Source organism: Enterobacter sp. 6722112 (assembly GCF_058661685.1).
In genome coordinates this window covers 142,959-162,355 of record NZ_JBZWGR010000008.1, presented here as the reverse complement: position 1 = coordinate 162,355, position 19,397 = coordinate 142,959, and the positions used below count along the sequence as shown (strand labels likewise).

Annotated in this window: 15 protein-coding genes; 10 read left to right on the top strand and 5 right to left on the bottom strand. The window is 46.4% G+C overall.

Features of this window, described 5'->3' with window-relative positions; translation table 11 throughout:
- Window positions 1-161: 161 nt before the first annotated feature.
- From AC4OVU_RS24845 to AC4OVU_RS24825, 5 genes are all read left to right on the top strand, one after another.
- On the top strand, window positions 162-1,439 hold the full coding sequence (locus AC4OVU_RS24845; RefSeq protein WP_000170086.1) for a DUF3150 domain-containing protein: 1,278 nt from the start codon (window positions 162-164) through the stop codon (window positions 1,437-1,439).
- An 84-nt stretch (window positions 1,440-1,523) separates the two neighbouring features.
- Entirely contained in the window at window positions 1,524-3,320 is a 1,797-nt protein-coding gene (locus tag AC4OVU_RS24840) for a VWA domain-containing protein (protein ID WP_000039318.1), read from the top strand.
- Between the two features lie 155 nt (window positions 3,321-3,475).
- Entirely contained in the window at window positions 3,476-3,811 is a 336-nt protein-coding gene (locus AC4OVU_RS24835; protein WP_014611559.1) for a hypothetical protein, read from the top strand.
- Window positions 3,808-4,158: an IS66 family insertion sequence element accessory protein TnpB gene (gene tnpB / locus AC4OVU_RS24830; protein ID WP_011790089.1), complete on the top strand. Its 351-nt coding sequence runs from the start codon at window positions 3,808-3,810 to the stop codon at window positions 4,156-4,158. Before AC4OVU_RS24835 ends, tnpB begins: the two co-directional genes overlap by 4 nt.
- Window positions 4,159-4,238: 80 nt before the next feature.
- A complete protein-coding gene (locus tag AC4OVU_RS24825) occupies window positions 4,239-5,741 on the top strand; it encodes an IS66-like element ISShes9 family transposase (RefSeq protein ID WP_011790088.1) in 1,503 nt (500 codons plus the stop codon).
- 448 nt (window positions 5,742-6,189) lie between these two features.
- On the opposite strand, the gene AC4OVU_RS24820 is transcribed toward AC4OVU_RS24825, so the two are convergent.
- Genes AC4OVU_RS24820 through AC4OVU_RS24805 form a run of 4 tightly spaced genes read right to left on the bottom strand, consistent with a single transcriptional unit; the run spans window position 6,190 to window position 13,182 of the window.
- Entirely contained in the window at window positions 6,190-7,461 is a 1,272-nt protein-coding gene (locus tag AC4OVU_RS24820; RefSeq protein WP_065800143.1) for an MFS transporter, read from the bottom strand.
- Window positions 7,462-7,466: 5 nt separating this feature from the next.
- On the bottom strand, window positions 7,467-8,870 hold the full coding sequence (locus AC4OVU_RS24815) for an efflux transporter outer membrane subunit (RefSeq protein WP_048822810.1): 1,404 nt from the start codon (window positions 8,868-8,870) through the stop codon (window positions 7,467-7,469).
- Entirely contained in the window at window positions 8,870-12,016 is a 3,147-nt protein-coding gene (locus tag AC4OVU_RS24810; RefSeq protein ID WP_048822809.1) for a multidrug efflux RND transporter permease subunit, read from the bottom strand. Before AC4OVU_RS24810 ends, AC4OVU_RS24815 begins: the two co-directional genes overlap by 1 nt.
- A 5-nt stretch (window positions 12,017-12,021) precedes the next feature.
- Entirely contained in the window at window positions 12,022-13,182 is a 1,161-nt protein-coding gene (locus tag AC4OVU_RS24805; protein WP_048822808.1) for an efflux RND transporter periplasmic adaptor subunit, read from the bottom strand.
- A 128-nt stretch (window positions 13,183-13,310) separates the two neighbouring features.
- Here AC4OVU_RS24805 and AC4OVU_RS24800 point away from each other — a divergent pair, with 128 nt between their 5' ends.
- Together AC4OVU_RS24800 and AC4OVU_RS24795 are read left to right on the top strand one after the other, a co-directional pair.
- Complete coding sequence (locus AC4OVU_RS24800) at window positions 13,311-14,048, top strand: response regulator (RefSeq protein ID WP_048822864.1); 738 nt, start codon at window positions 13,311-13,313, stop codon at window positions 14,046-14,048.
- The gene (locus tag AC4OVU_RS24795; RefSeq protein ID WP_065800145.1) at window positions 14,045-15,106 is read left to right on the top strand and encodes an ATP-binding protein; all 1,062 of its coding nucleotides are present in this window, start codon (window positions 14,045-14,047) and stop codon (window positions 15,104-15,106) included. Before AC4OVU_RS24800 ends, AC4OVU_RS24795 begins: the two co-directional genes overlap by 4 nt.
- Before the next feature lie 13 nt (window positions 15,107-15,119).
- Here AC4OVU_RS24795 and AC4OVU_RS24790 read toward each other — a convergent pair whose 3' ends face one another.
- Window positions 15,120-16,271, bottom strand: coding sequence for a GGDEF domain-containing protein (locus AC4OVU_RS24790; RefSeq protein ID WP_048822807.1), 1,152 nt, complete (start codon window positions 16,269-16,271; stop codon window positions 15,120-15,122).
- A gap of 379 nt (window positions 16,272-16,650) precedes the next feature.
- Here AC4OVU_RS24790 and AC4OVU_RS24785 point away from each other — a divergent pair, with 379 nt between their 5' ends.
- The 3 genes from AC4OVU_RS24785 to AC4OVU_RS24775 all read left to right on the top strand — a co-directional run bounded on the left by AC4OVU_RS24785 (window position 16,651) and on the right by AC4OVU_RS24775 (window position 19,384).
- Window positions 16,651-17,370, top strand: a complete 720-nt coding sequence (locus AC4OVU_RS24785; protein ID WP_213899779.1) for an AraC family transcriptional regulator — start codon at window positions 16,651-16,653, stop codon at window positions 17,368-17,370.
- Between the two features lie 104 nt (window positions 17,371-17,474).
- Window positions 17,475-18,404: a DMT family transporter gene (locus AC4OVU_RS24780; protein ID WP_114139812.1), complete on the top strand. Its 930-nt coding sequence runs from the start codon at window positions 17,475-17,477 to the stop codon at window positions 18,402-18,404.
- A gap of 254 nt (window positions 18,405-18,658) precedes the next feature.
- The gene (locus tag AC4OVU_RS24775) at window positions 18,659-19,384 is read left to right on the top strand and encodes a LuxR C-terminal-related transcriptional regulator (protein WP_225373300.1); all 726 of its coding nucleotides are present in this window, start codon (window positions 18,659-18,661) and stop codon (window positions 19,382-19,384) included.
- Window positions 19,385-19,397: the final 13 nt, after the last annotated feature.

Genomic DNA, 19,397 nt, shown 5'->3' with positions numbered 1-19,397 from the left:
GAGTCTCCAACGGAAAGCAAGATTTTGTTCTCTTCGGAGAGCGAAAAGTGCGATAGCTGGTCGCCAAAAACAAACAGCAAATTAACGTTAATTTACTAGCCCAACCGGGCGCATCCGCCCGGTTCGGGACGTGGTGCGCCCCCAACTTTTTGGAGTGCATCATGACTAAAGTGAACCATCTACAAAGCCTCTGTGTTATCCACGTAGACTTTGACATCTGGAGTGGACAAACCCGTTTGTCTGCATCTGATCTCAAGCTGGGCGAGGGTGGTGAAATTCCACCTGAGAAAGTAGCTCAACTGGGAAGTAAGAAGATCTGTGATCCGGCTAAGCTGAAAGGCTTTCATCGCCTGAAAACAGAAACTCGTCGCCTCCTGCTGAAATTCGGTATGCCGTTCATGAACGGATTTGCCGTACCCGTCAGCAAGACCGATGAAATCTGTAACAAGCTGAATGACATAAACTTTCAGTTTAACCAACTGAAACAGGATTTCATCAAAGGTTACAACAAAGCCGTGGATGAATGGTGTCAGGAGAACCCTGAGTATGAACGAGCTATCCGTGCCGGAGCCCTTCCAAAGGAAACGGTCGAGGAGCGGATTGGCTTTGAGTACCAGGTGTTCATGATCCAGCCTGTGAACGAAGATGAGGCCAACGCCAAACGCCTTAACCGCAAGGTTGAGCGCTTGGGTGACGATCTCATCTCCGAAGTGGTTCAGGAAGCGAATAAGTTCTATATGGAACGTTTGGCCGGTCGAGACCAATGTGCGGTCACTACTCGGCAGACACTCCGTAACATCCGCGACAAGGTGGATGGGCTTAGCTTCCTGAACAGCGCTTTTAACCCTCTGGTCAAGCTGCTCGACCAAACCCTCCGGGGATACGAGCAACATGCCGATGGCCGAAACATCGTTGCGCCTTTCTTTTATCAGGTCGTGGCCGCAGTGCTGATCATGAGCGAGAGGGACCGCATCGAGCAGTATGCCAATGGCTCGATTACTGTAGAGGGCATGGCTAATGACATTGGCGGTTCGGGAGCCCAGATGGGGGACCGTTCTAAAGATGAAAAGGCCGAACAGAAAAGCGATAAAGCCGGTGAGCTTATCCCTGCAACAGAGGGTGGCGAAACCAAGCAGCAACAGGTAGGTGGTACTGAATCTGTTCAATCAGAACAGACTAACAGCGGTGGTAACGCTGTTGACCTGGATGAAGACATCGACAACTTCTTCAAGAGTTTTGCAGAACGAGGCGAGGGTGAATCGGAAGATGAATCCAATGCCGGTGATGTGGTTCGAGAAGAGCGCGTTGATGTTGAGGATGAGCCGGTTTTGCCTGAGGAAACTCCGGTAGAGCAAGAGCCTGTCCAAGAGGAGCCGACAGAGGAGCCTCTCAACCAGGAGCTGCCTAAAACTGACGACGATGGCGACTATTTCTTCTAATAGTCACTTCAACTAAACCGACCCGGAGGGGATAGCCATTCCCTCCAGGGGTGGACTATCTCCTTCCCTACCAGGAGAAAAGATATGTCCAAAAAACGCACCATTTACAGCGCTCTACCAATCGTGGCCGCAGCCTATGGTGAAAAACTCGGTGTCAAAGTCGCCATCGGTAACGATGACGCATACACCGATGGTAAGACCATCGTGGTTCCGAATATCCCCGACGACTATCCTCACATGGATGCTGTCTGGGGGTATTTGGCCCATGAAGCAGCCCATGTCCGGTTTACGGACTTTGGTGTTGAGCGCCGCAGAGGTCTTCATGCTGAGTTGTCCAACGTTTTGGAGGACTGCCGCATAGAACGGGCCATGATGGAACTCTTCCCCGGTACGTCGCAGACCCTGAATGAGGTTGCTCGCTATATGGCTCAAGCTGGTCATTACGAGCACGTCACAGACAAAGAGGCCCCTGCCTCCATTCTGACAGGGTTTTGTTTGTACTGGTTGCAAACCAAGGCTGTAGGGCAATCCGTCCTTCAACCCTATCTCGATTCGGCTACCCCCGTATTCGAGCGCGTGTTCCCTCAGGGTGTTGTTGTTCGGCTGAACGCTTTACTGCGTAAGGCTGTGAACACTAAGTCAACCGCAGAGGTGACATCCTTGGCCGACCAAATCATCAAGATGATCGAGGAGGAAAAGGAGAAAGAAGAGCAAAAGCCCCTGAATGGTCAGGATGGTAACAACCAGCAGAATGCTGGTGGCAACCAACCTCAGAACAGTCAGGGCGGAAGTGGTAACGATCAAAACCAAGGGCCTGATGCCAATGGTGGTGATCAGCAAGGTAAAGACCAGAAGCAAGACGATGCTAACGGGAAATCTGATCCGAAAGGACAGGGCGACCAAGGCAAGTCGGATACTGATGGTGGCAGCAAGGCAGGACAAAGCCAGGCTGGTGGCAATTCTGACGCGGCGAAACAAGACGCGGCCAAAATGCTCCAGCAGGTTCTGAATGCCGGTGCCGGTGATTTGCGTGGTGACGCGCATGATGCACTTAAAGCCGAGCTCAACCGGGTGGCTCAAGATAAGGGGGACAGTAGCTATATGACTGTTCGCTCTGCTGTGAACACCCAGGACAACCCTGCTGTTGGCAAAAGCCTGGTAGGGGATGTGAAGAGCACCACTTCAAAGATAAGAACGCAGCTCTACGGATTGGTCCAGGCCAGCCAGCGAGTTGCTCACCGTAACCAACGATCAGGGAAGCGTGTGGATGCTCGGAAACTACATCGTGTAGTGACGGGTGATACCCGCGTATTCCTCAAGCCGGAAGCCAAGAAACGCCCTAATACGGCGGTTCACATCCTGGTTGATATGAGCTCCTCGATGGCCTACAAGGCCGCCAATGGAAAGGAGCGTCAAGACATTGCGCGGGAAGCGTCCTTGGCTATTTCGATGGCTCTGGAAGCAATACCCGGCGTAAACCCGGCAGTCACCTTTTTTGGTGGCAACCGGAACCAGCCAGTGTTCAGTGTCGTGAAGCATGGAGATACGGTTCAGAATCGGGCCGGTCGGTTTGGGTTCAAAGCAACTGGCGGTACGCCTATGGCGGAAGCTATGTGGTATGCAGCTTTTGAACTCACCAAGACCCGTGAAGAGCGAAAAATGTTGATCGTAGTGACTGACGGGCAGCCTCAAAGCGCCCCGGCATGTCGCTCAGTGATTGACCTCTGTGAACGAAGCGATGTTGAGGTGATCGGCATAGGGGTAGAGACTACCGCAGTGTCAGGACTGTTCCAAAAGAACATTGTCATTGATGATGCGGCAGCTCTGCAACGCACACTGTTTAAGTTGATGGAGCGGTCATTGACTGCTTTTGCAGCTTAACAGGAAGTGAAACGACAAACGGCTATCCCTTCGGGGGTGGCCGTTTTTATTTGGAGAGTCTATGAACCAATTCGTAACCGTCTAGCGAACCACACCTCGCATCATTAATCTGCCTATTTGAAAATACCTGCTCAATGATAAATTTGGAGCAGGTGATGAAAACATACAGAACAACTACTCAGTGGCAGATGCTACTTCAACAACGCGGCTCGTTTAGTGGCACTAATGTTGAATTCTGCCAACATCATAATGTCTCGATTACCACTTATTATAAACAACGTGCTTTACAGGCTGAGAACCAGCAAAAAATAACCTTACCAACGCGCGCTACATCATCACGCTTTATTCAACTAAAACAAACCACCACTGACGTCTGCGAGCACACTCATCAAAATACACTGCAGTTTGATACCCGCACCGGCCAACTCACCCTACCTGCAGATTTAGCAACGACCGATATCGTTGCCATTATTAAAGGGCTAATGGCATGAAGATGTTTGTTGATGTGCCCACCGTTTATGTATGTGCCGATGTGGTCGATTTTCGAAAATCGATTAATGGGTTAGCCGCCTTAGTGGAAGCAGAGCTTGAACTCCCAGTGCTCAGTGGTGCGCTATTTGTCTTTTGTAATAAAGGCCGTGACAAACTCAAATTGCTTTATTGGGATAATACCGGCTTTGCGCTGTGGTATAAGCGATTAGATAAGCATAAGTTCAAATGGCCCAAACTCATGTCACCCACCATGACATTAACCGAGCAACAATTACACTGGTTATTGTCGGGTTATGATGTCATTGGCCACAGTAAAATTGATATAGCAGGTAAGCAATTACTTTAATATTTGCGATCGATTGATGATCATCAAAGGATGTTCATTTAGCACTGGAAACCCGCTGGTGACGCCTTAAAATAGGCGTCATGAAAAATGTACTCGCCCTTCAACAGCGCATTGCTGAACTGGAAAAACTGCTCGAAAATGAGCGGCAATTATCTTTACAAAAAGATGCGCAAATAGCTGCGCTAGAAGAACGCTGGCGCCTGGCCCAACAAAAACAATTTGGCAAAAGTGCTGAAGGCTTTGTAGGGCAAGGCGAGTTATTCAATGAAGTAGAAGAGATTGTTGAAGCCGTTGAGGCTGAGCAACAATCCATTAGCTATACCCGCAAAAAACCGGTGCGTAAGCCACTGCCAAAAGACTTACCCCGTGAGCAAGTTATCCACGACATTGAAGATAAAACCTGTGATTGCTGTGGCGGTGAGCTACATAAAATGGGTGAAGATAAGTCAGAAAAGCTTGAGTTTATCCCAGCGCAAATAAAAGTCATTGAGCACATTCGGCCTAAATACGCGTGCCGTCACTGTGATAAATCCTCGACGAATACGCCAATAAAACAAGCACCAATGCCTGCAATGCCGATTAATAAAGGTATCGCGACGAGCAGTTTGCTCAGTCAGCTTATCACCAGTAAATACCAATACGGGTTACCGCTTTATCGCCAGGAAGCGATGTTCAAGCAATACGGTATTGAGCTCAGTCGCCAGACCATGAGCAGCTGGATAGACAAATCCGCCGCACTCTTCGCGCCACTAGTTGAGCGACTTAAAGCCGAGCTGTTAAAGCAGCCCACGCTGTTTGCCGATGAAACGCCATTAAAGGTGGTGAAATCCGATAAAGTGAACAGCTACATGTGGGTGTATTGCTCAGGTCGAGATTCACCAGACCCGAATAATCCTATCCCTAATATCGTGCTTTACGATTTTCACAATAGTCGCGCGGCCGCGTGCGTGGTTAATTATCTTGATGGATATCAAGGGTACTTGCACGTAGATGGTTATCAAGCTTATGAAAAAACACAGGCAACCTTAACTGGCTGCTGGGCGCATGCGCGTCGTAAATTTATTGAAGCCAAAAAGCTGCAAGGTAAAAATAAAACCGGCAAAGCGGATGTGGTATTGAGCCTTATCCAAAAACTGTACGGCGTTGAGTCACGCGTTAAAGATAAAAGTGCGGATGATAAATACACGACAAGACAAGCAGTCAGTGTGTCTATACTGGACAAGCTAAAAGCATGGCTTGAGCAAAACCAACCGAATTTAGTGGGTAATACCAAACTGATAGAGGCGGCTAATTACCTGGCTAATCAATGGCACAAACTTATTCGTTATGTTGATGATGGCAGATTGAGTATTGATAATAATCGTGCAGAGCGAGCGGTAAAACCGTTTGTGATTGGTCGAAAAAATTGGTTATTCAGTCAGACAGCTAATGGGGCTCATGCCAGTGCCACGCTTTACAGCATTGTGGAAACCGCAAAGGTTAATGGCTTAGTGCCATTTGATTACATCATGGCTTGCCTTAATGAACTGTGCCAACCAGCACCGGATATAGACAGCCTGTTACCATGGAATTTTAAAAGATAGGTGTAGTTGCCCGGACGCTTACACCAATTCCATTCATCTTTGGATTTGTATCATCGGAACAAAGGTAGAAGGGCTACAGTGCCGGAGACGCCTTTTTTACTGCTTGCTAAGCGCATTCCTCCGATGTACTGGAGACTGTTGATTAATTGCACTTAATTTACCACCTAATTGCAACCGCTCCTTACCACGTGTTGCAAATTAATCGCACCACAACTTTCTCGGAAAGTACCACTTCGTCGGAGCGTGGCTTTGTGCCAAAAGCGGCGATTACAATTCCTTCTTGTTAATGGTCTTCTTTCGGCTATAGAGCCGACATTCTTGATAACTCTGCTCAGTTTCATCGTTTCTAATAATTAACTATTGAGATTAAGGCGAACATATGCGGATGAACATATCGACTAGAAAGTACCTATTCGAGCTGCATCCGCACTGTTGAATTTAACTAAGTTCAACGTCCAAGTTTCAGTAACTTTGGCGAAAAGAAGCCACTTACACTGACTAATCCGCCTAAAATCCCCGCTACAAGAAAAATAGCTCTGACATCAAAAATTTCTCCCAGAGGTGTTATCAGCAACAACCCAATGGGAGCCGCAAGGCTCATCATCGAGTTCATAATGGACAAAACACGCCCTTGAAGATAATTTGGGATGATGGTCTGCAACAATGCCGTCAGAGGCGCACTACCGAAAACAAAACACACACCACTGATGACCCACCACGCAACGGCAACGCCAAATAGGCTGGATGGAACCAGTGCCGTTAATGCGACGGCAAAACAAGACGTAGCAAACCCTGCCAGAATCCAGTAAATAGGGGTTTTTAATTGCATAGCAGCAACAGCTAAGCCACCCAAGACCATCCCTACACCCGACAAGCCCTCCATCAAAGCCACTTGATTAGCGCCGCCGCCAAAATATTGTTTAACCAACAGCGGTAATAATGTAAATGACGGCATAATCACAAGCACCGTCGTCGCCAGCAGCAGGAATAATCGGGCTAGTCCCGGCGTGTTGCGAATGGTATCAATACCTTCTTTGAACTCACTGACCATACTTGTATCAGCCTTACGGACTGCACGACTCTGAGGAATTGCGAATATCAACAGTGGTATCACAGCACAAAGTGCAGTGAACACATCTATAGATAGGGCCCAGCCGATTGGCATGACACTTATAGCAAGGGCCCCCAGCGGCGCTGCAATGACCACTGTCATGCTTTGTAAAGCCTGATTAAGTCCAGCGGCTCGCATCAAGAAACTTTTGGGGACTAGCATATATGTGCTCGCCGCCGCAGCTGGTGCCTGAAATGCTTGCATCGCACTGCGGATCCCCAACATCACCCAGATATGCCATATTTCGATACTTTCGGTATTAAACAGCACGATGAGCACCACCATGCATATCGCGCTGACAACATCAGGAATGATCATCAAAAGTCGGCGGCTGTAACGGTCTGCAAGTACTCCACCCAGAGGACTAAGCAAGGCTTGTGGCAGTAAAGCCACAATACCTGCAATAGCCAACGCACTGACACTGCCGGTGGTATCCGTGATCCACCATAGCAGCACAAACTGAGTCAGGGCCGATCCACACAGAGAAAGCGCCTGCCCAATAAAAATAGCCCAAAACCTTAACGGCCAATCGGGACCGGGGTCACTTTGACCACATGTATCGCGGTCAGAAAGATCCCGAGTAGGTTCAGACGCTGCCTGATTCAACATGATACTTAGTGTACTCCCGTCTCTGCTTTATTTAAAAAGGAGCCACCAAGGGCTTTATACAAAGCCACATAGTTCGCGAGCTCCGCACCACGCAAATCAATCAGAACCTGACGTTCGGCATAAAGTTGACGTTGTGCATCAAGTAGTTCTAAGCGGCCATCAACACCTGCTCGGTATCTAAGCAGGGATAACTCCGCTCGTTTAGACGCGCTACTTACGGCTCTCTTTTGTGCCATTATTTGCAGTCCAAAAGTCTCCAAACCGCTTAATCCGTCAGCCACATCTTTGAATGCCGTCTGGATGGTCTGTTCATAAGATATGACGGCTCCGGATTTTCGGATCTCCGCCAAGCGGAGTTCCGATTTCAACTTACCAGCATTAAATATCGGTATATTAATTTGCGGGGCAAAACTCCAAACCCGGCTGTCACTATCAAACAGATTCTTCACTTCTGAACTGCTATAACCTGTTGAAGCCGTCAGCGAAATCCGTGGAAAAAATGCAGCCCGAGCTGCGCCAATATCTGCATTTGCAGCTTTCAGATTTAACTCGGCTTGTACTACATCTGGACGATTAAGGATTAATTCTGACGTTAAGTTGGCAGGCATCACCTGAAGTGGCTGAGTTTCTAACACTGACTGTTTTGATAAACCTTCAGGTAGTGTTTTTCCTATCAACAGCTGAAGAGCATTGTTAGATAGGGCCAGCACACGCAGCCGGGCCTGCAAATCAGCTTCAGCACTCGCAACCTGTCCTTCGGCTTGCGCAACATCTAAGCCACTGCTTTGTTCAGCGGCTCTCAGTTGGCGAGCTAACAGCAGTGAATGCTCCCAATCAGCCAAAGTCTGCTGTGCAAGCAAAAGTTGCTCTTGAGCAAGCAACTGTGCGTGATACGCATCTGCAACCGCACTTATTAAAACCAACTCTGCTGATTTTTGCCCCTGTTCCGTTGCAAGATACCGGTAAAAGGCTGCTTCACTCATTGAGCGTGCATAACCGAACAAGTCTATTTCAAAAGCGCTCGTCCCCAAGCCAACTCCGTGTTCAGAGGTTGTACTTACACCTCCGGTATCATTCTCTCCACGCTGGCGAGTTCCGCTGATTGTGGCATCAACAGAGGGCAACATATATGAACGCTGGATACCATACTGAGCCTTTGCAGCGGCCACGTTTAAAGTAGCCAGCCGCAAGTCTTTGTTATTTTCCAGCGCTAAACCAATTAACTGCTGCAACCTTGGCTCTTTGAACACAGATTGCCAAGACAAATCCACTGCCGATTTTTGCGACACGTTTTCGGTATTTAGCTGGTTGTAGTTCAGCGTATCTACTGGTGGCCTCTGATAATCGGGTGCCAGTGTGCATCCGGTTAGCAAAGATGCGCAAAGCAGGCTAAAAATATTTAACTTCATTACACCGACTCCTCGTTGCTCGCTTGAGGTTTGCTAGTTGCTTTCTTGCGGGATGCAGAAAAACGCTCTTGGATACTCATGACAAGTACGAAGAATACCGGAACGAAGTAAATTGCAAGCACTGTGGCTGTGACCATTCCTCCAAAGACACCAACACCGATAGCTGCCTGTGTTTCTGCACTTGCACCAGAAGCGAAAACTAGTGGCAATACACCAAGACCAAATGCAAGTGACGTCATCAGGATGGGTCTTAATCGCAGTCTGGAAGCTGTCACCGCTGCGTCAATTAACCCATGACCTTCTTCACGAAGCTGCTTCGCAAACTCGACAATCAAAACAGCGTTTTTGGCCGATAAGCCAATAACGGTGATCATACCAACTTTGAAGAACACGTCATTTGACATTCCAAGCAGCAATACCGAACCTACAGCGCCGAGCAGGCCTAATGGCACCACCAGCATTACTGAAACCGGAATAGCCCAGCTTTCATATAAGGCTGCAAGTACCAAAAATACGACTAACATCGAAAGAGCCATGAGCATTGGCGCTTGAGAGGCTGACTGCCTTTCTTGCAAAGACTGTCCTGTCCAAGCGATATCAAAACCCGGAGGAAGCTGAGCTGCGAGGCGCTCCATTTCGTCCATCGCCTCGCCACTTGAGAATGTCGGAGCAGCACCACCGGCGATTCTGACCGAGGGTAGTCCTTGAAAACGCATCAATTGTAATGGTGTCGCCCCCCATTTAGGTGTAACGACTTCTGATAGAGCAACCATGCCACCACTGACATTTCGGACACGTAATTTCAGAATGTCTTCAATCTGCATCCGAGATTTTGAGTCAGCCTGAATAATGACTTGTTGCATCCGCCCACGGTTAGGGAAATCATTGATGTAACTCGACCCCATTGCCGTGGAGAGCATATCGCTGATTGCAGCAAAGGACACACCCAAAGCCTCTGCTTTCTGCCGGTCAATATGAAGAGTGATCCCAGTACCCGCAGGAAGACTGTCGGCATAGACCCCGGTAACAATTTTACTGTTGTTAGCGAGCTCTAACAGCTTGGCTTGTGCAGCTTGAAGGGCTTCATACCCCTGATTACTGCGGTCGATCAAGCGCATAGAAAAGCCTGATGAATTGCCTAACTCGTCAATAGCAGGTGGCATGATACTGAACACCAATCCTTCACCAGCGGTTTCGGCCATGGTCATGTAGGCGTAGTAGACTTCCTCCCACGCATTTGCACCATTTCGTTCATCCCAGTCCTTCAGCATGGTAAAACTAACCGCTGCATTGGTGCCAGAGCCAGACAAGCCGTAACCTAGGATCGATATATTCGATTTAATACCCGGTCTTGTTGCTACGTACTCTTCAAAAGATTTCACCACCGCAGAGGTGCGTTCAGTGGTTGCATCTGAAGGCAGTAAAAAGCTGGTAATGAAATAACCCTGATCTTCTTCAGGCAAAAAGGCTGACGGTAATTTACCAAAAGAGTACACCAGCATGCCGACCAGCAGCGCAAACATCAGCATTACCCGACCAATCCGCTTGGTCAGTTTGCTGACTCTCACACCATAGCGATCTGTCATCCGGTCGAACCGACGATTAAACCAACCGAAAAATCCCGTTTTCTCGGCATGGCCATGGCTGATTGGCTTTAACAATGTGGCGCACAGAGCAGGCGTGAAAGTTAATGCTAAAAAGGCAGAGAATAAAATAGAGATGGCCATTGAGAGCGTGAATTGTTGATAAATCACGCCAACGGAACCGCTTGCTAAAGCCATTGGAATAAATACGGCGGTCAACACCAGCGTGATACCAATAATTGCCCCGGTAATTTCTTTCATTGCTTTAACGGTAGCATCACGTGGCGACAGACCCTCTTTTGCCATTAAACGCTCGACGTTTTCGACAACAACAATCGCATCATCCACGATGATACCGATAGCCAACACCATCCCGAACATCGTGAGGACATTGATAGAAAAACCGGTTAACATCATAACGGCGAATGTACCCAGCAACGCGATTGGAGCGACAATTGCTGGTATTAAGGTGTAGCGGACATTCTGCAAAAACAGGTACATTACGAGAAACACAAGAACCATCGCCTCAATTAACGTATGAGCGACTTTCTCAATCGAAATTTTTGCAAATGGCGCAGTATCGAAGGGAACTGAATAACTCATCCCAACGGGCATCGTCTGCTGAAGCAACTGCATGCGCTCTTTAACACGCTCAGAGGTCAGTACTGCGTTCGCGCCGGGCGCAAGTTGTATAGCAGCTGCTGTTGCTGTTTTTCCGTCTTCTCGCGTCAGAAATGCGTAAGATTGAGCACCTAACTCAACACGAGCAACGTCGCCCAATACCAGTTTTGCACCACTTCCCTCAGCGCGAAGCACGATGTTTGCAAATTCTTCCGGAGTTTCTAACTGACCTTTCGCCATTAATGGGATTGCAACTTTCTGTCCCGCAGGCGCTGGTTCATCGCCAAGACGGCCCGGTGCAATCTGAATATTCTGCTGAGTGATCGCATTAGAAAGATCGGCCATCGACAAGTTATAAGCAGTGAGTTTTACTGGATCGACCCAAATCCGCATCGCTTGCTCGGCACCGAACAATTGAACGCGACCAACACCTTCAATTCGGCGTAACTCTTCGATGACGTTTCTGGCCATGTAATCAGAAAGCGCCGTGCTATCGAAGCGATTGTCATCGGATTTAAGGCTGACAAGCATCAAAAAGCCCGAGGATGCAGCTTCGACAATCAGACCATTTTGTCTGACAGTTTGCGGCAAACGGGCTTCGATGGTTTTTAGTCTGTTTTGCACATCGACTTGCGCTAACTCAGGATTCACTCCGGGTTTAAAAGAAGCAGTGATAGTAGCTGCCCCTGACGTATCAGAAGATGACTCAAAATAGAGTAGATTCTTTAAGCTCGACAGTTCTCGTTCGATAAGACCGAGCACAGAATCATTCATCGTTTGGGGAGTTGCACCGGGATATACGGCTGTGATGGTCACCTGAGGCGGAGCAACTGAAGGATAGCGCTCAATCGGTAGCTGAGGTAATGCTATCAAACCAGACATGATGATAAAAAGTGCAACAACCCAAGCAAATACGGGGCGGTTAATAAAAAATTGCGGCATCTTAACTACTCCCGCTCGCCGGTTGAGGTATTACTGCTGATTGCAGTATCGACAGTTGGTTGAACTGCGTTCGACGGAGTCACTTCAGCACCTTCACTCATTCGGTCGAGGCCGCTAACAATCACCTTGTCGCCAGCCGTAATACCCTTTTCGATTCGATAGCTGCGATCAATCAACTCTCCGAGCTGAACATGGACCTGACGCACTTTATTGCCTTCAGACAGCAGCCAAACCCATGCTTCGTCTCCGGTTCTGGTTACCGCTTCCTGTGGTACGAGTAAGGCATCGTCGAAACTGGCCAGTGTGAGTCTGGCTCTTACAAACATACCGGGTAGTAACTCACGCTTTGTGTTGCTCACCAAAATACGCACCAACACATCGCCAGTTGCCTCATCAACGGTCAATCCCGAGAACAAGACTTTGCCTTTAACATCGAATGGCTTGCCACTGGCTTTTAGAATTTCAACATGCAATTCTTTTTTACCAGCCTCGGTCGCCTCTCTTAGCAAATCCAGTGATTCAGCAGGCTGGCGTACATCGACGTAAACCTCGTTGATTTGTTGTACCTTTGCCAGTGAAGTGTTGTCACTCGGACCGACCAAAGCTCCCTCAGAAACAATTGATTGCTCGATGCGACCGTTGATCGGCGAATCCACTGTTGAAAATTGTAAATCCAATTTTCGACGGGATAGCTCTGCTTTAGCCTGAGCAACCTCGGCAGCAGCCTGATCTTTGGCAGACACGGCGTCATCGTAGGTTTGCCTGCTAACGGCATCTCCTTCAACCAGCGGTTGCAAGCGTTTGACTTGAATTTGCGCTCTGCTCAGTGCAGCCTCGGCACGCATCAAAGCCGCAGCAGATGTTTCTACGTCAGCCTTAAACGGCGCTGGATTGATTTGGAAAAGTGGCTGGCCAGCATGAACCTCTGCACCTTGAACAAATAAGCGTTCTTGAATAATACCAGTGACTTGTGGTCTGATTTCGGCAACACGAACAGGCGCAACACGCCCGGTTAAATCATCGGTCAGTGCAACACGCGATGGCGTTACTTCCAGAATAGAAACTGGTGGCGGTGGTGTTGTCATATCTGGCATTTCGGGGCTACACCCTGTTAAGGTGAGCAGTAACAAAGCATGTATTACATTCAGCTGCTTAGTTGATTTCATCAAATGTCCTCTTGAGCTATAGTCCGGAATTCTGTTTACATCTCAGTGTAGACAAAGAGTGTTGGCGTTTGAGGGAGCCAATGTGGAGGAATGATGGAGAAACCGTATTTATGTCAGAAAACTTTAAAATGACGACTCTCGCTCTATCTAGCCGAGGTGAAAAAACGCTTGGTTCCCCCTTGATCCTTATTGCTGAAGATGAGGCTGATATCGCTGATATCCTCTCCGGTTACTTGCGAAGAAGTGGGTTGCGATGTGAGATTGCCGAGGATGGCCGACGAGCGCTAGACCTGCATGCAACACTAAAACCGGCACTGGTATTGCTGGATATTCAAATGCCGCAACTCAATGGCTGGCAGGTCCTATCCGAGATCAGAAATCGGGGTAATACACCTGTCATCATGCTCACCGCTATGGATCAGGATATTGATAAGTTGATGGGGTTACGGATGGGGGCTGACGATTATGTGGTGAAACCATTTAATCCTGCCGAAGTGACAGAGCGAGTGCTGGCGGTGCTTCGTCGTGTATCCCCTGAATCGCAAAAATCCAACAATCAGGTGCTCAAAGTATCCCCATTTCATATTGATTTGGAAACGTACGAGGTATTCATCGACAACCCCGATAGAAAACAAATATCGCTGACCATGACGGAGTTCAAGTTATTGGTTCAACTTGCAAAATCACCAAGAAAAGTATTTAGCCGGGCAGAGCTTCTAAGTCATTGCTTACCTGAGAGTGACGCTTTAGAAAGAACTGTCGATAGCCACATCTCTAAGCTTCGGAAAAAGCTAGAAAACCTTGGTGTAAAGGGGATCCCGTCTGGTTTAAGAGGTGCCGGTTATCGGTTATGGAGCCAAGAATGAAGTTGGTTGGTTTGAGTCGGCAAATTGCATTTTCAATGATGGCAATTGCCTTGGGGGTGATACTTTTAGTCATTTTTACTGCATATATTTTTTACTACTTTTGGGACAAATATTGGCCTGAAAATGTTCCGGTCAACAGCTTAGTGCCGACTGTGCCGGAACTATTTTGGATGCTGGGTACTACAATCGCTGGACTGGTGCTGGCCGTATGGGTTGCTTTGAGCTTATCCAAACGGATCCTCACTCCACTAAATTCACTCGCAGCCGGGATCCGAAGCCTTGCCAAAGGAGATTTGAGCGCGAGAGCTGTTGCCGATGATGAGTCTATGGGTGAAGCATCCCAGTTGGCAGCAGACTTTAATCATTTAGCTGAAAAGTTGCAAAAAATGACGGAAGAACAACGCTTCTGGAATGCGGCAATTGCTCACGAGTTACGGACACCTGTCACGATTTTACGTGGCAGGCTGCAAGGTCTTGTTGATGGTGTTTTCCAGCCGGACATAATGCAATTTAAAAGCTTATTAACTCAGGTTGAAGGGTTAAATAGGCTGATAGAGGACATGAGGGTTATCAGTTTGGCGGATAGTGGCAACCTGTATCTCAATAGAGTCAACACTGATATCAAAGATGAAATTGACTCTGCAATACAGTTCTCTGGGATTTTTTCTGACGACAGTAAATTCACGCCCTGTATCAATATCGACGCAATGATTGTTTCTTGTGATCCCGTTAGAATTAGGCAAGCAATGCTTGCGCTGCTGGACAATGCAAAAAAGTACTCTAGTTCAGGCCGGATCTATATCAGTTTGGAGAAGAAAAACCATAATTATCAGTTAAGTGTGCAAGACGAAGGTCCGGGGATCCCCCCAGATTTTCTGCCGCATATTTTTACACCATTCATGCAAGCCCCTGATAGTAAACGCAATGGCAGTGGTTTGGGGTTAGCTGTCGTCTCAGCGATTGCCAAAGCGCATGGAGGTTATGCAACCTGCACATTATCAGCTGATGGCGGCACAATTATCTCCTTGTGCTGGCCTGAGCCAGAACATATCGAATGATGTGGTCTATCAATCAACCCAAGACTAAGTTGCGCACGATGAGCTGGTTGCGTCCGCTATTTTTTGCTTGATAAAGTGCAGAATCGGCAGATTGAATAAATTTTTCAACAAATGCACTTACCTGAATTTCACGGCTGACGGACTCTGAAACAAGCTCAGTCACGCCTAAACTCACCGTCCATTTAACAGGTTGGCCATCGTCACTTAAAATTGTTGTCTCTTCTACACTACGCCTTATTCTTTCTGCCAGTTTTTCAGCCTCACTAGATTTTGTCTCAGGCATCACAATTGCGAACTCTTCACCACCGAGTCTGGCAACTAAATCATTTTTACGGGAGCTGTGAACGCACAAATCCGATAATTGCCGGATGACTCTATCACCAGTGGGATGGCCGTACGTGTCATTGATCCGCTTGAAATGATCGATATCCAGCATAATCAACGAACAACTCCGTTTAAAACTCACACTGTTCAACACCTCAAGCTTGATAAACTTGTCAAAAAATCTGCGATTAGCCGCACCTGTAAGCGGATCAGTTCTGGTTGATTTCTCAAGTGCGTTTTCTAGGATATGGCGATGATAATAACTCCATGAAAAAATGCCCATTACAAACACGGTTGCCAAACAAGACTGAAGAGATAACTGAATATACGCATCATCAGGAACATCGCCAACAATACCACCACTGCCCAGATAAAATGGGATCAGGAGTATCAAAGCTAATGAAGCAATCTGAAGGTAAAGCGAGAGGCCAAGCAAGATAAACAGTACAAAAAAAGGTGTTGTCACGATAGAGCTGATGATTGTCAGAAAGCTTATCTCGTCCATTCCCAAGATGAATGCCGATTGTAAACTGCAAATAGCAAGCGTCAGCAATATGATGAAAACTGAAACAAGATAATTATTGGTCTTCCAGAGCGCATATGCTGGTATTGCTAGCCAAAAGTAGAATGCATAATATCCAAAATGTATTTTTGATTTCTGGTCCGAGACTCCCCATTCAATCAGGTAATCGGCAAGCCCGAGAGGTATCAGTCCAATAAAAATGAGGGCGGTGTAAGATCTGTGATCATCCATCTTCTTTTGAAGATAGGAGCTGTTCATTTCCAATCGCAGAACATCGAGGATGTAACTCACAAAAGTTGACGCATCTTTTGGACTCATTTTGCTCCATCTACAGTTAAATTCTGTCTATCAAGATAACGAAGTATAATGCTGTTCTGAGGTGATTGTGGGCATAAACTGATTTTAAGGTGTCATGCCAAATGCGACGAAGACGTTAGCTCAAATCTGGTTGTGTCATCCTTAACTAATTATCACTCATTAATTACACTTTATGTACCATTCGATTGCGATACCAGCTTCCAGCCTTGACATGAGTAGAATCATCACTTTCAGAAAGTACCATTTTTTTGCATCGTGGGTTTGAGGCTAAAGTATGGATCGTCGCAATACACCAAAAGCTAACCCAAACTAAGTTAATAGTCGCTTGGTATTGTTTGATGATTCCTTCCATGCATAATAGCAGTGCGGTGCTAAATATGTGTCTACGCCTATGCCCAACCTTTTATCTATACGCTCATACAGCACTAAGTCGACCAATCACTCACATGGTTATTACCAATTAGTTCTACCATTACGTGGCGGAATTGTAATTGAGGTAGGCCAATTCAGCGGGAAAGTTGTTGCAGGTGAATGCGTTGTCGTTAGAAAACACGAAGCGCATCTTTTTAATGCTCATCCTGATGCTCTGTTTGTTGTCGCGGATATGGACAAACTTCCAGAAAATATTGAGCTTGATGGAAGTAGTGTTTTCGCAATTTCAAAATCCTTGTCTTGTTATCTGACTTTTGTAGAGGAGCAATTACAACACCAACTCAATAGTGACCTTGAATATGCGATGTTCAGTACTTTTTACCTTTTGCTCGCTGAACAAGAGCTACTGCCGAGACTGGATAATCGAATTGCCAAAGCTGTGCATCACATTCAACAGAACATACAAGAGACTTTAACTGTAAATCAGCTTGCTAAAATTGCATGTTTAAGCAGTACTCAGTTTAAACTTCTGTTCAAGAAGCAGCTTGGTTTTACTGTTCATGATTATGTTACCAAATTACGTATGGAGAAAGCACAGGCGCTCCTTAGACATACAGATTTCTCCGTTCAGCAAGTTGGTGAGATGGTGGGTTACCCAGAAAGCTCGACATTTAGTCGCAAATTCTCCCAGTATTACGGACTCTCGCCGCTGTTATCAAAAAAATAACTTGCGTCTATATCTCTAACAAATGCGTCCTTTTTGTCAATTTTTCCCAGACGGATATCTATACCATTATCTGAATTGATAGTCAGTCTATGCAGGTGATGAAGATGTTTATGACAACGCGTGCAAACGGAATGCTAGCAATTGTTATTGCGAGTTTTTTGTGGGGAACAACTGGCACTGCTGCTAGCTTTGCGCCTGATATCAGTTCTTTTGCTATTGGTGCATTTTCTATGGGATTTGGCGGTATTTTACTGTGTGTTAATGCTAGAGAGAGATTAGCTCAAGACTTATCCCGTATTCGAAAAACTCCTTTGAGCCTCATGCTAGGAAGCTTGTGTGTCGTACTTTATCCTTTGGCATTTTATACCTCTATGCGTTGGTCCGGTGTTGCTATTGGTACTGTCGTTTCGATTGCGAGTGCGCCTCTATTTGCCGCAATCATCGAACGTCTTTTTTGTAAAAAGACGTTCTCTTTGAAATGGCTATTGAGCTTTGTATTTGGTGCAAGTGGAATTGTATTGCTAAGTATAGGTAGAGCTGAAATAGATGCTCTCGAAGCAGATGAAATAACTCAGCAATTAGGAATATTCTTGGGGCTTATAGCTGGACTGACTTATGCTGGTTACTCATTTGCAGTGAAAAACATGATAAGCAAAGGAATGAACTCTAGATCTGCCATGGCTAGCTTATTTGGTATTGCAGCAATAATTTTGCTGCCATCTCTATTTATCACCGGAAAAAACCTATTTACCACCGTAGAAAATTCCATGGTTGCTATCTACATGGCTGTGGTCCCGATGTTTCTTGGTTATTTATTATACGGATTCGGCCTTCGCACCATTGATGCAAGTACTGCAACAATCATCACTTTAATTGAGCCTTTAATTGCTTCGATTCTGGCAGTATGGATTATCGGAGAGGAGTTTAAACCAATAGGTTGGATGGGCATGGGGCTTGTTTGTGTATGCCTGTTAATTCAATCTGTTAATGTAAAATTAAAACATCAAAACACTCAACTAAGAAAGGTTGGTTAAAGATTTATAATTTGGTTGTAAATATCCTTTAATCTACTGACTCCCATTTTTTATCTAAGAAAACGATCGATTGACTTAACGACCTTTCAAACTTGTGATTATGAGATAGTGCAGCCAGTGATTAAGGTGATAAATTAAGACGACGTTTTACAACTATTGATTGCGAACCTTGTCTTATGTCCGAATCGCAACTAAATACCTTACTCGCGGAAGCGATCTCATCTATAAGTTCGACACGATTTACGTTAAGTCTGATGCGATTTTTAAAGCTCCTAGGCTCCTACGATAACGCTGTGATTCTGGGATATGCAGCTGGTAAACATCCGGTATACCTATTTGATTCCCTTGAATCCAACAGACACCTGCTGTTTCAGCAGTACCTCACGAGCACTTTTCAACAAGACCCGTTTTATCACCAATTACTAACGCGCCAAGAAGGTGTTTTCAGCCTTAAGCAGGTCATCAAACAAAGGGAACATCAGGATTATTTGCATCAATTTTATTTGCAAACAGGCTGGCAGGATGAGTTATGTCTTTTGATTAACATCGGTGCAGAACGCGATGTGTTGATATTTCTCGGCGTTACCAATGAAAAGAGTCGTTTTACAGCTGACCAGCTCGTTTGTTTCAAACAACACTTTGCTGTGATCAAAGCTTTATGCCAACAACACTGGCAACATGCTGCCTTTAATTTGGCGCAATCATTCAACGAGATAGTTATCAGCCGAGCCACAATGAGAAGCTATGTGGATGAATCAATACAGACATTCGCTCAATCTGTATTGACGAAACGACAGCAACAAATTGCTAGCCTGCTGGTACAGGGTTTGGATAGCAGTGAAGTTTCAGCACAGCTTGGGCTATCAATTGGCACTGTGAAAAATTATCGCAAACAGATCTACGCTCAATTACATATCAATTCTTTAGGTGAGCTTTTCCAATTATTCCTCAATCATCTCCTGACACATGCCCCTGATTAATTTTCGAAACCAT

Bases quoted from the DNA above. Each gene is read 5' to 3' on its own strand.
- AC4OVU_RS24845 (WP_000170086.1), top strand. From the start codon at position 162: ATGACTAAAGTGAACCATCTACAAAGCCTCTGTGTTATCCACGTAGAC.
- AC4OVU_RS24840 (WP_000039318.1), top strand. From the start codon at position 1,524: ATGTCCAAAAAACGCACCATTTACAGCGCTCTACCAATCGTGGCCGCA.
- AC4OVU_RS24835 (WP_014611559.1), top strand. From the start codon at position 3,476: ATGAAAACATACAGAACAACTACTCAGTGGCAGATGCTACTTCAACAA.
- tnpB (WP_011790089.1), top strand. From the start codon at position 3,808: ATGAAGATGTTTGTTGATGTGCCCACCGTTTATGTATGTGCCGATGTG.
- AC4OVU_RS24825 (WP_011790088.1), top strand. From the start codon at position 4,239: ATGAAAAATGTACTCGCCCTTCAACAGCGCATTGCTGAACTGGAAAAA.
- AC4OVU_RS24820 (WP_065800143.1), bottom strand. From the start codon at position 7,461: ATGTTGAATCAGGCAGCGTCTGAACCTACTCGGGATCTTTCTGACCGC.
- AC4OVU_RS24815 (WP_048822810.1), bottom strand. From the start codon at position 8,870: ATGAAGTTAAATATTTTTAGCCTGCTTTGCGCATCTTTGCTAACCGGA.
- AC4OVU_RS24810 (WP_048822809.1), bottom strand. From the start codon at position 12,016: ATGCCGCAATTTTTTATTAACCGCCCCGTATTTGCTTGGGTTGTTGCA.
- AC4OVU_RS24805 (WP_048822808.1), bottom strand. From the start codon at position 13,182: ATGAAATCAACTAAGCAGCTGAATGTAATACATGCTTTGTTACTGCTC.
- AC4OVU_RS24800 (WP_048822864.1), top strand. From the start codon at position 13,311: ATGACGACTCTCGCTCTATCTAGCCGAGGTGAAAAAACGCTTGGTTCC.
- AC4OVU_RS24795 (WP_065800145.1), top strand. From the start codon at position 14,045: ATGAAGTTGGTTGGTTTGAGTCGGCAAATTGCATTTTCAATGATGGCA.
- AC4OVU_RS24790 (WP_048822807.1), bottom strand. From the start codon at position 16,271: ATGAGTCCAAAAGATGCGTCAACTTTTGTGAGTTACATCCTCGATGTT.
- AC4OVU_RS24780 (WP_114139812.1), top strand. From the start codon at position 17,475: ATGTTTATGACAACGCGTGCAAACGGAATGCTAGCAATTGTTATTGCG.
- AC4OVU_RS24775 (WP_225373300.1), top strand. From the start codon at position 18,659: ATGCGATTTTTAAAGCTCCTAGGCTCCTACGATAACGCTGTGATTCTG.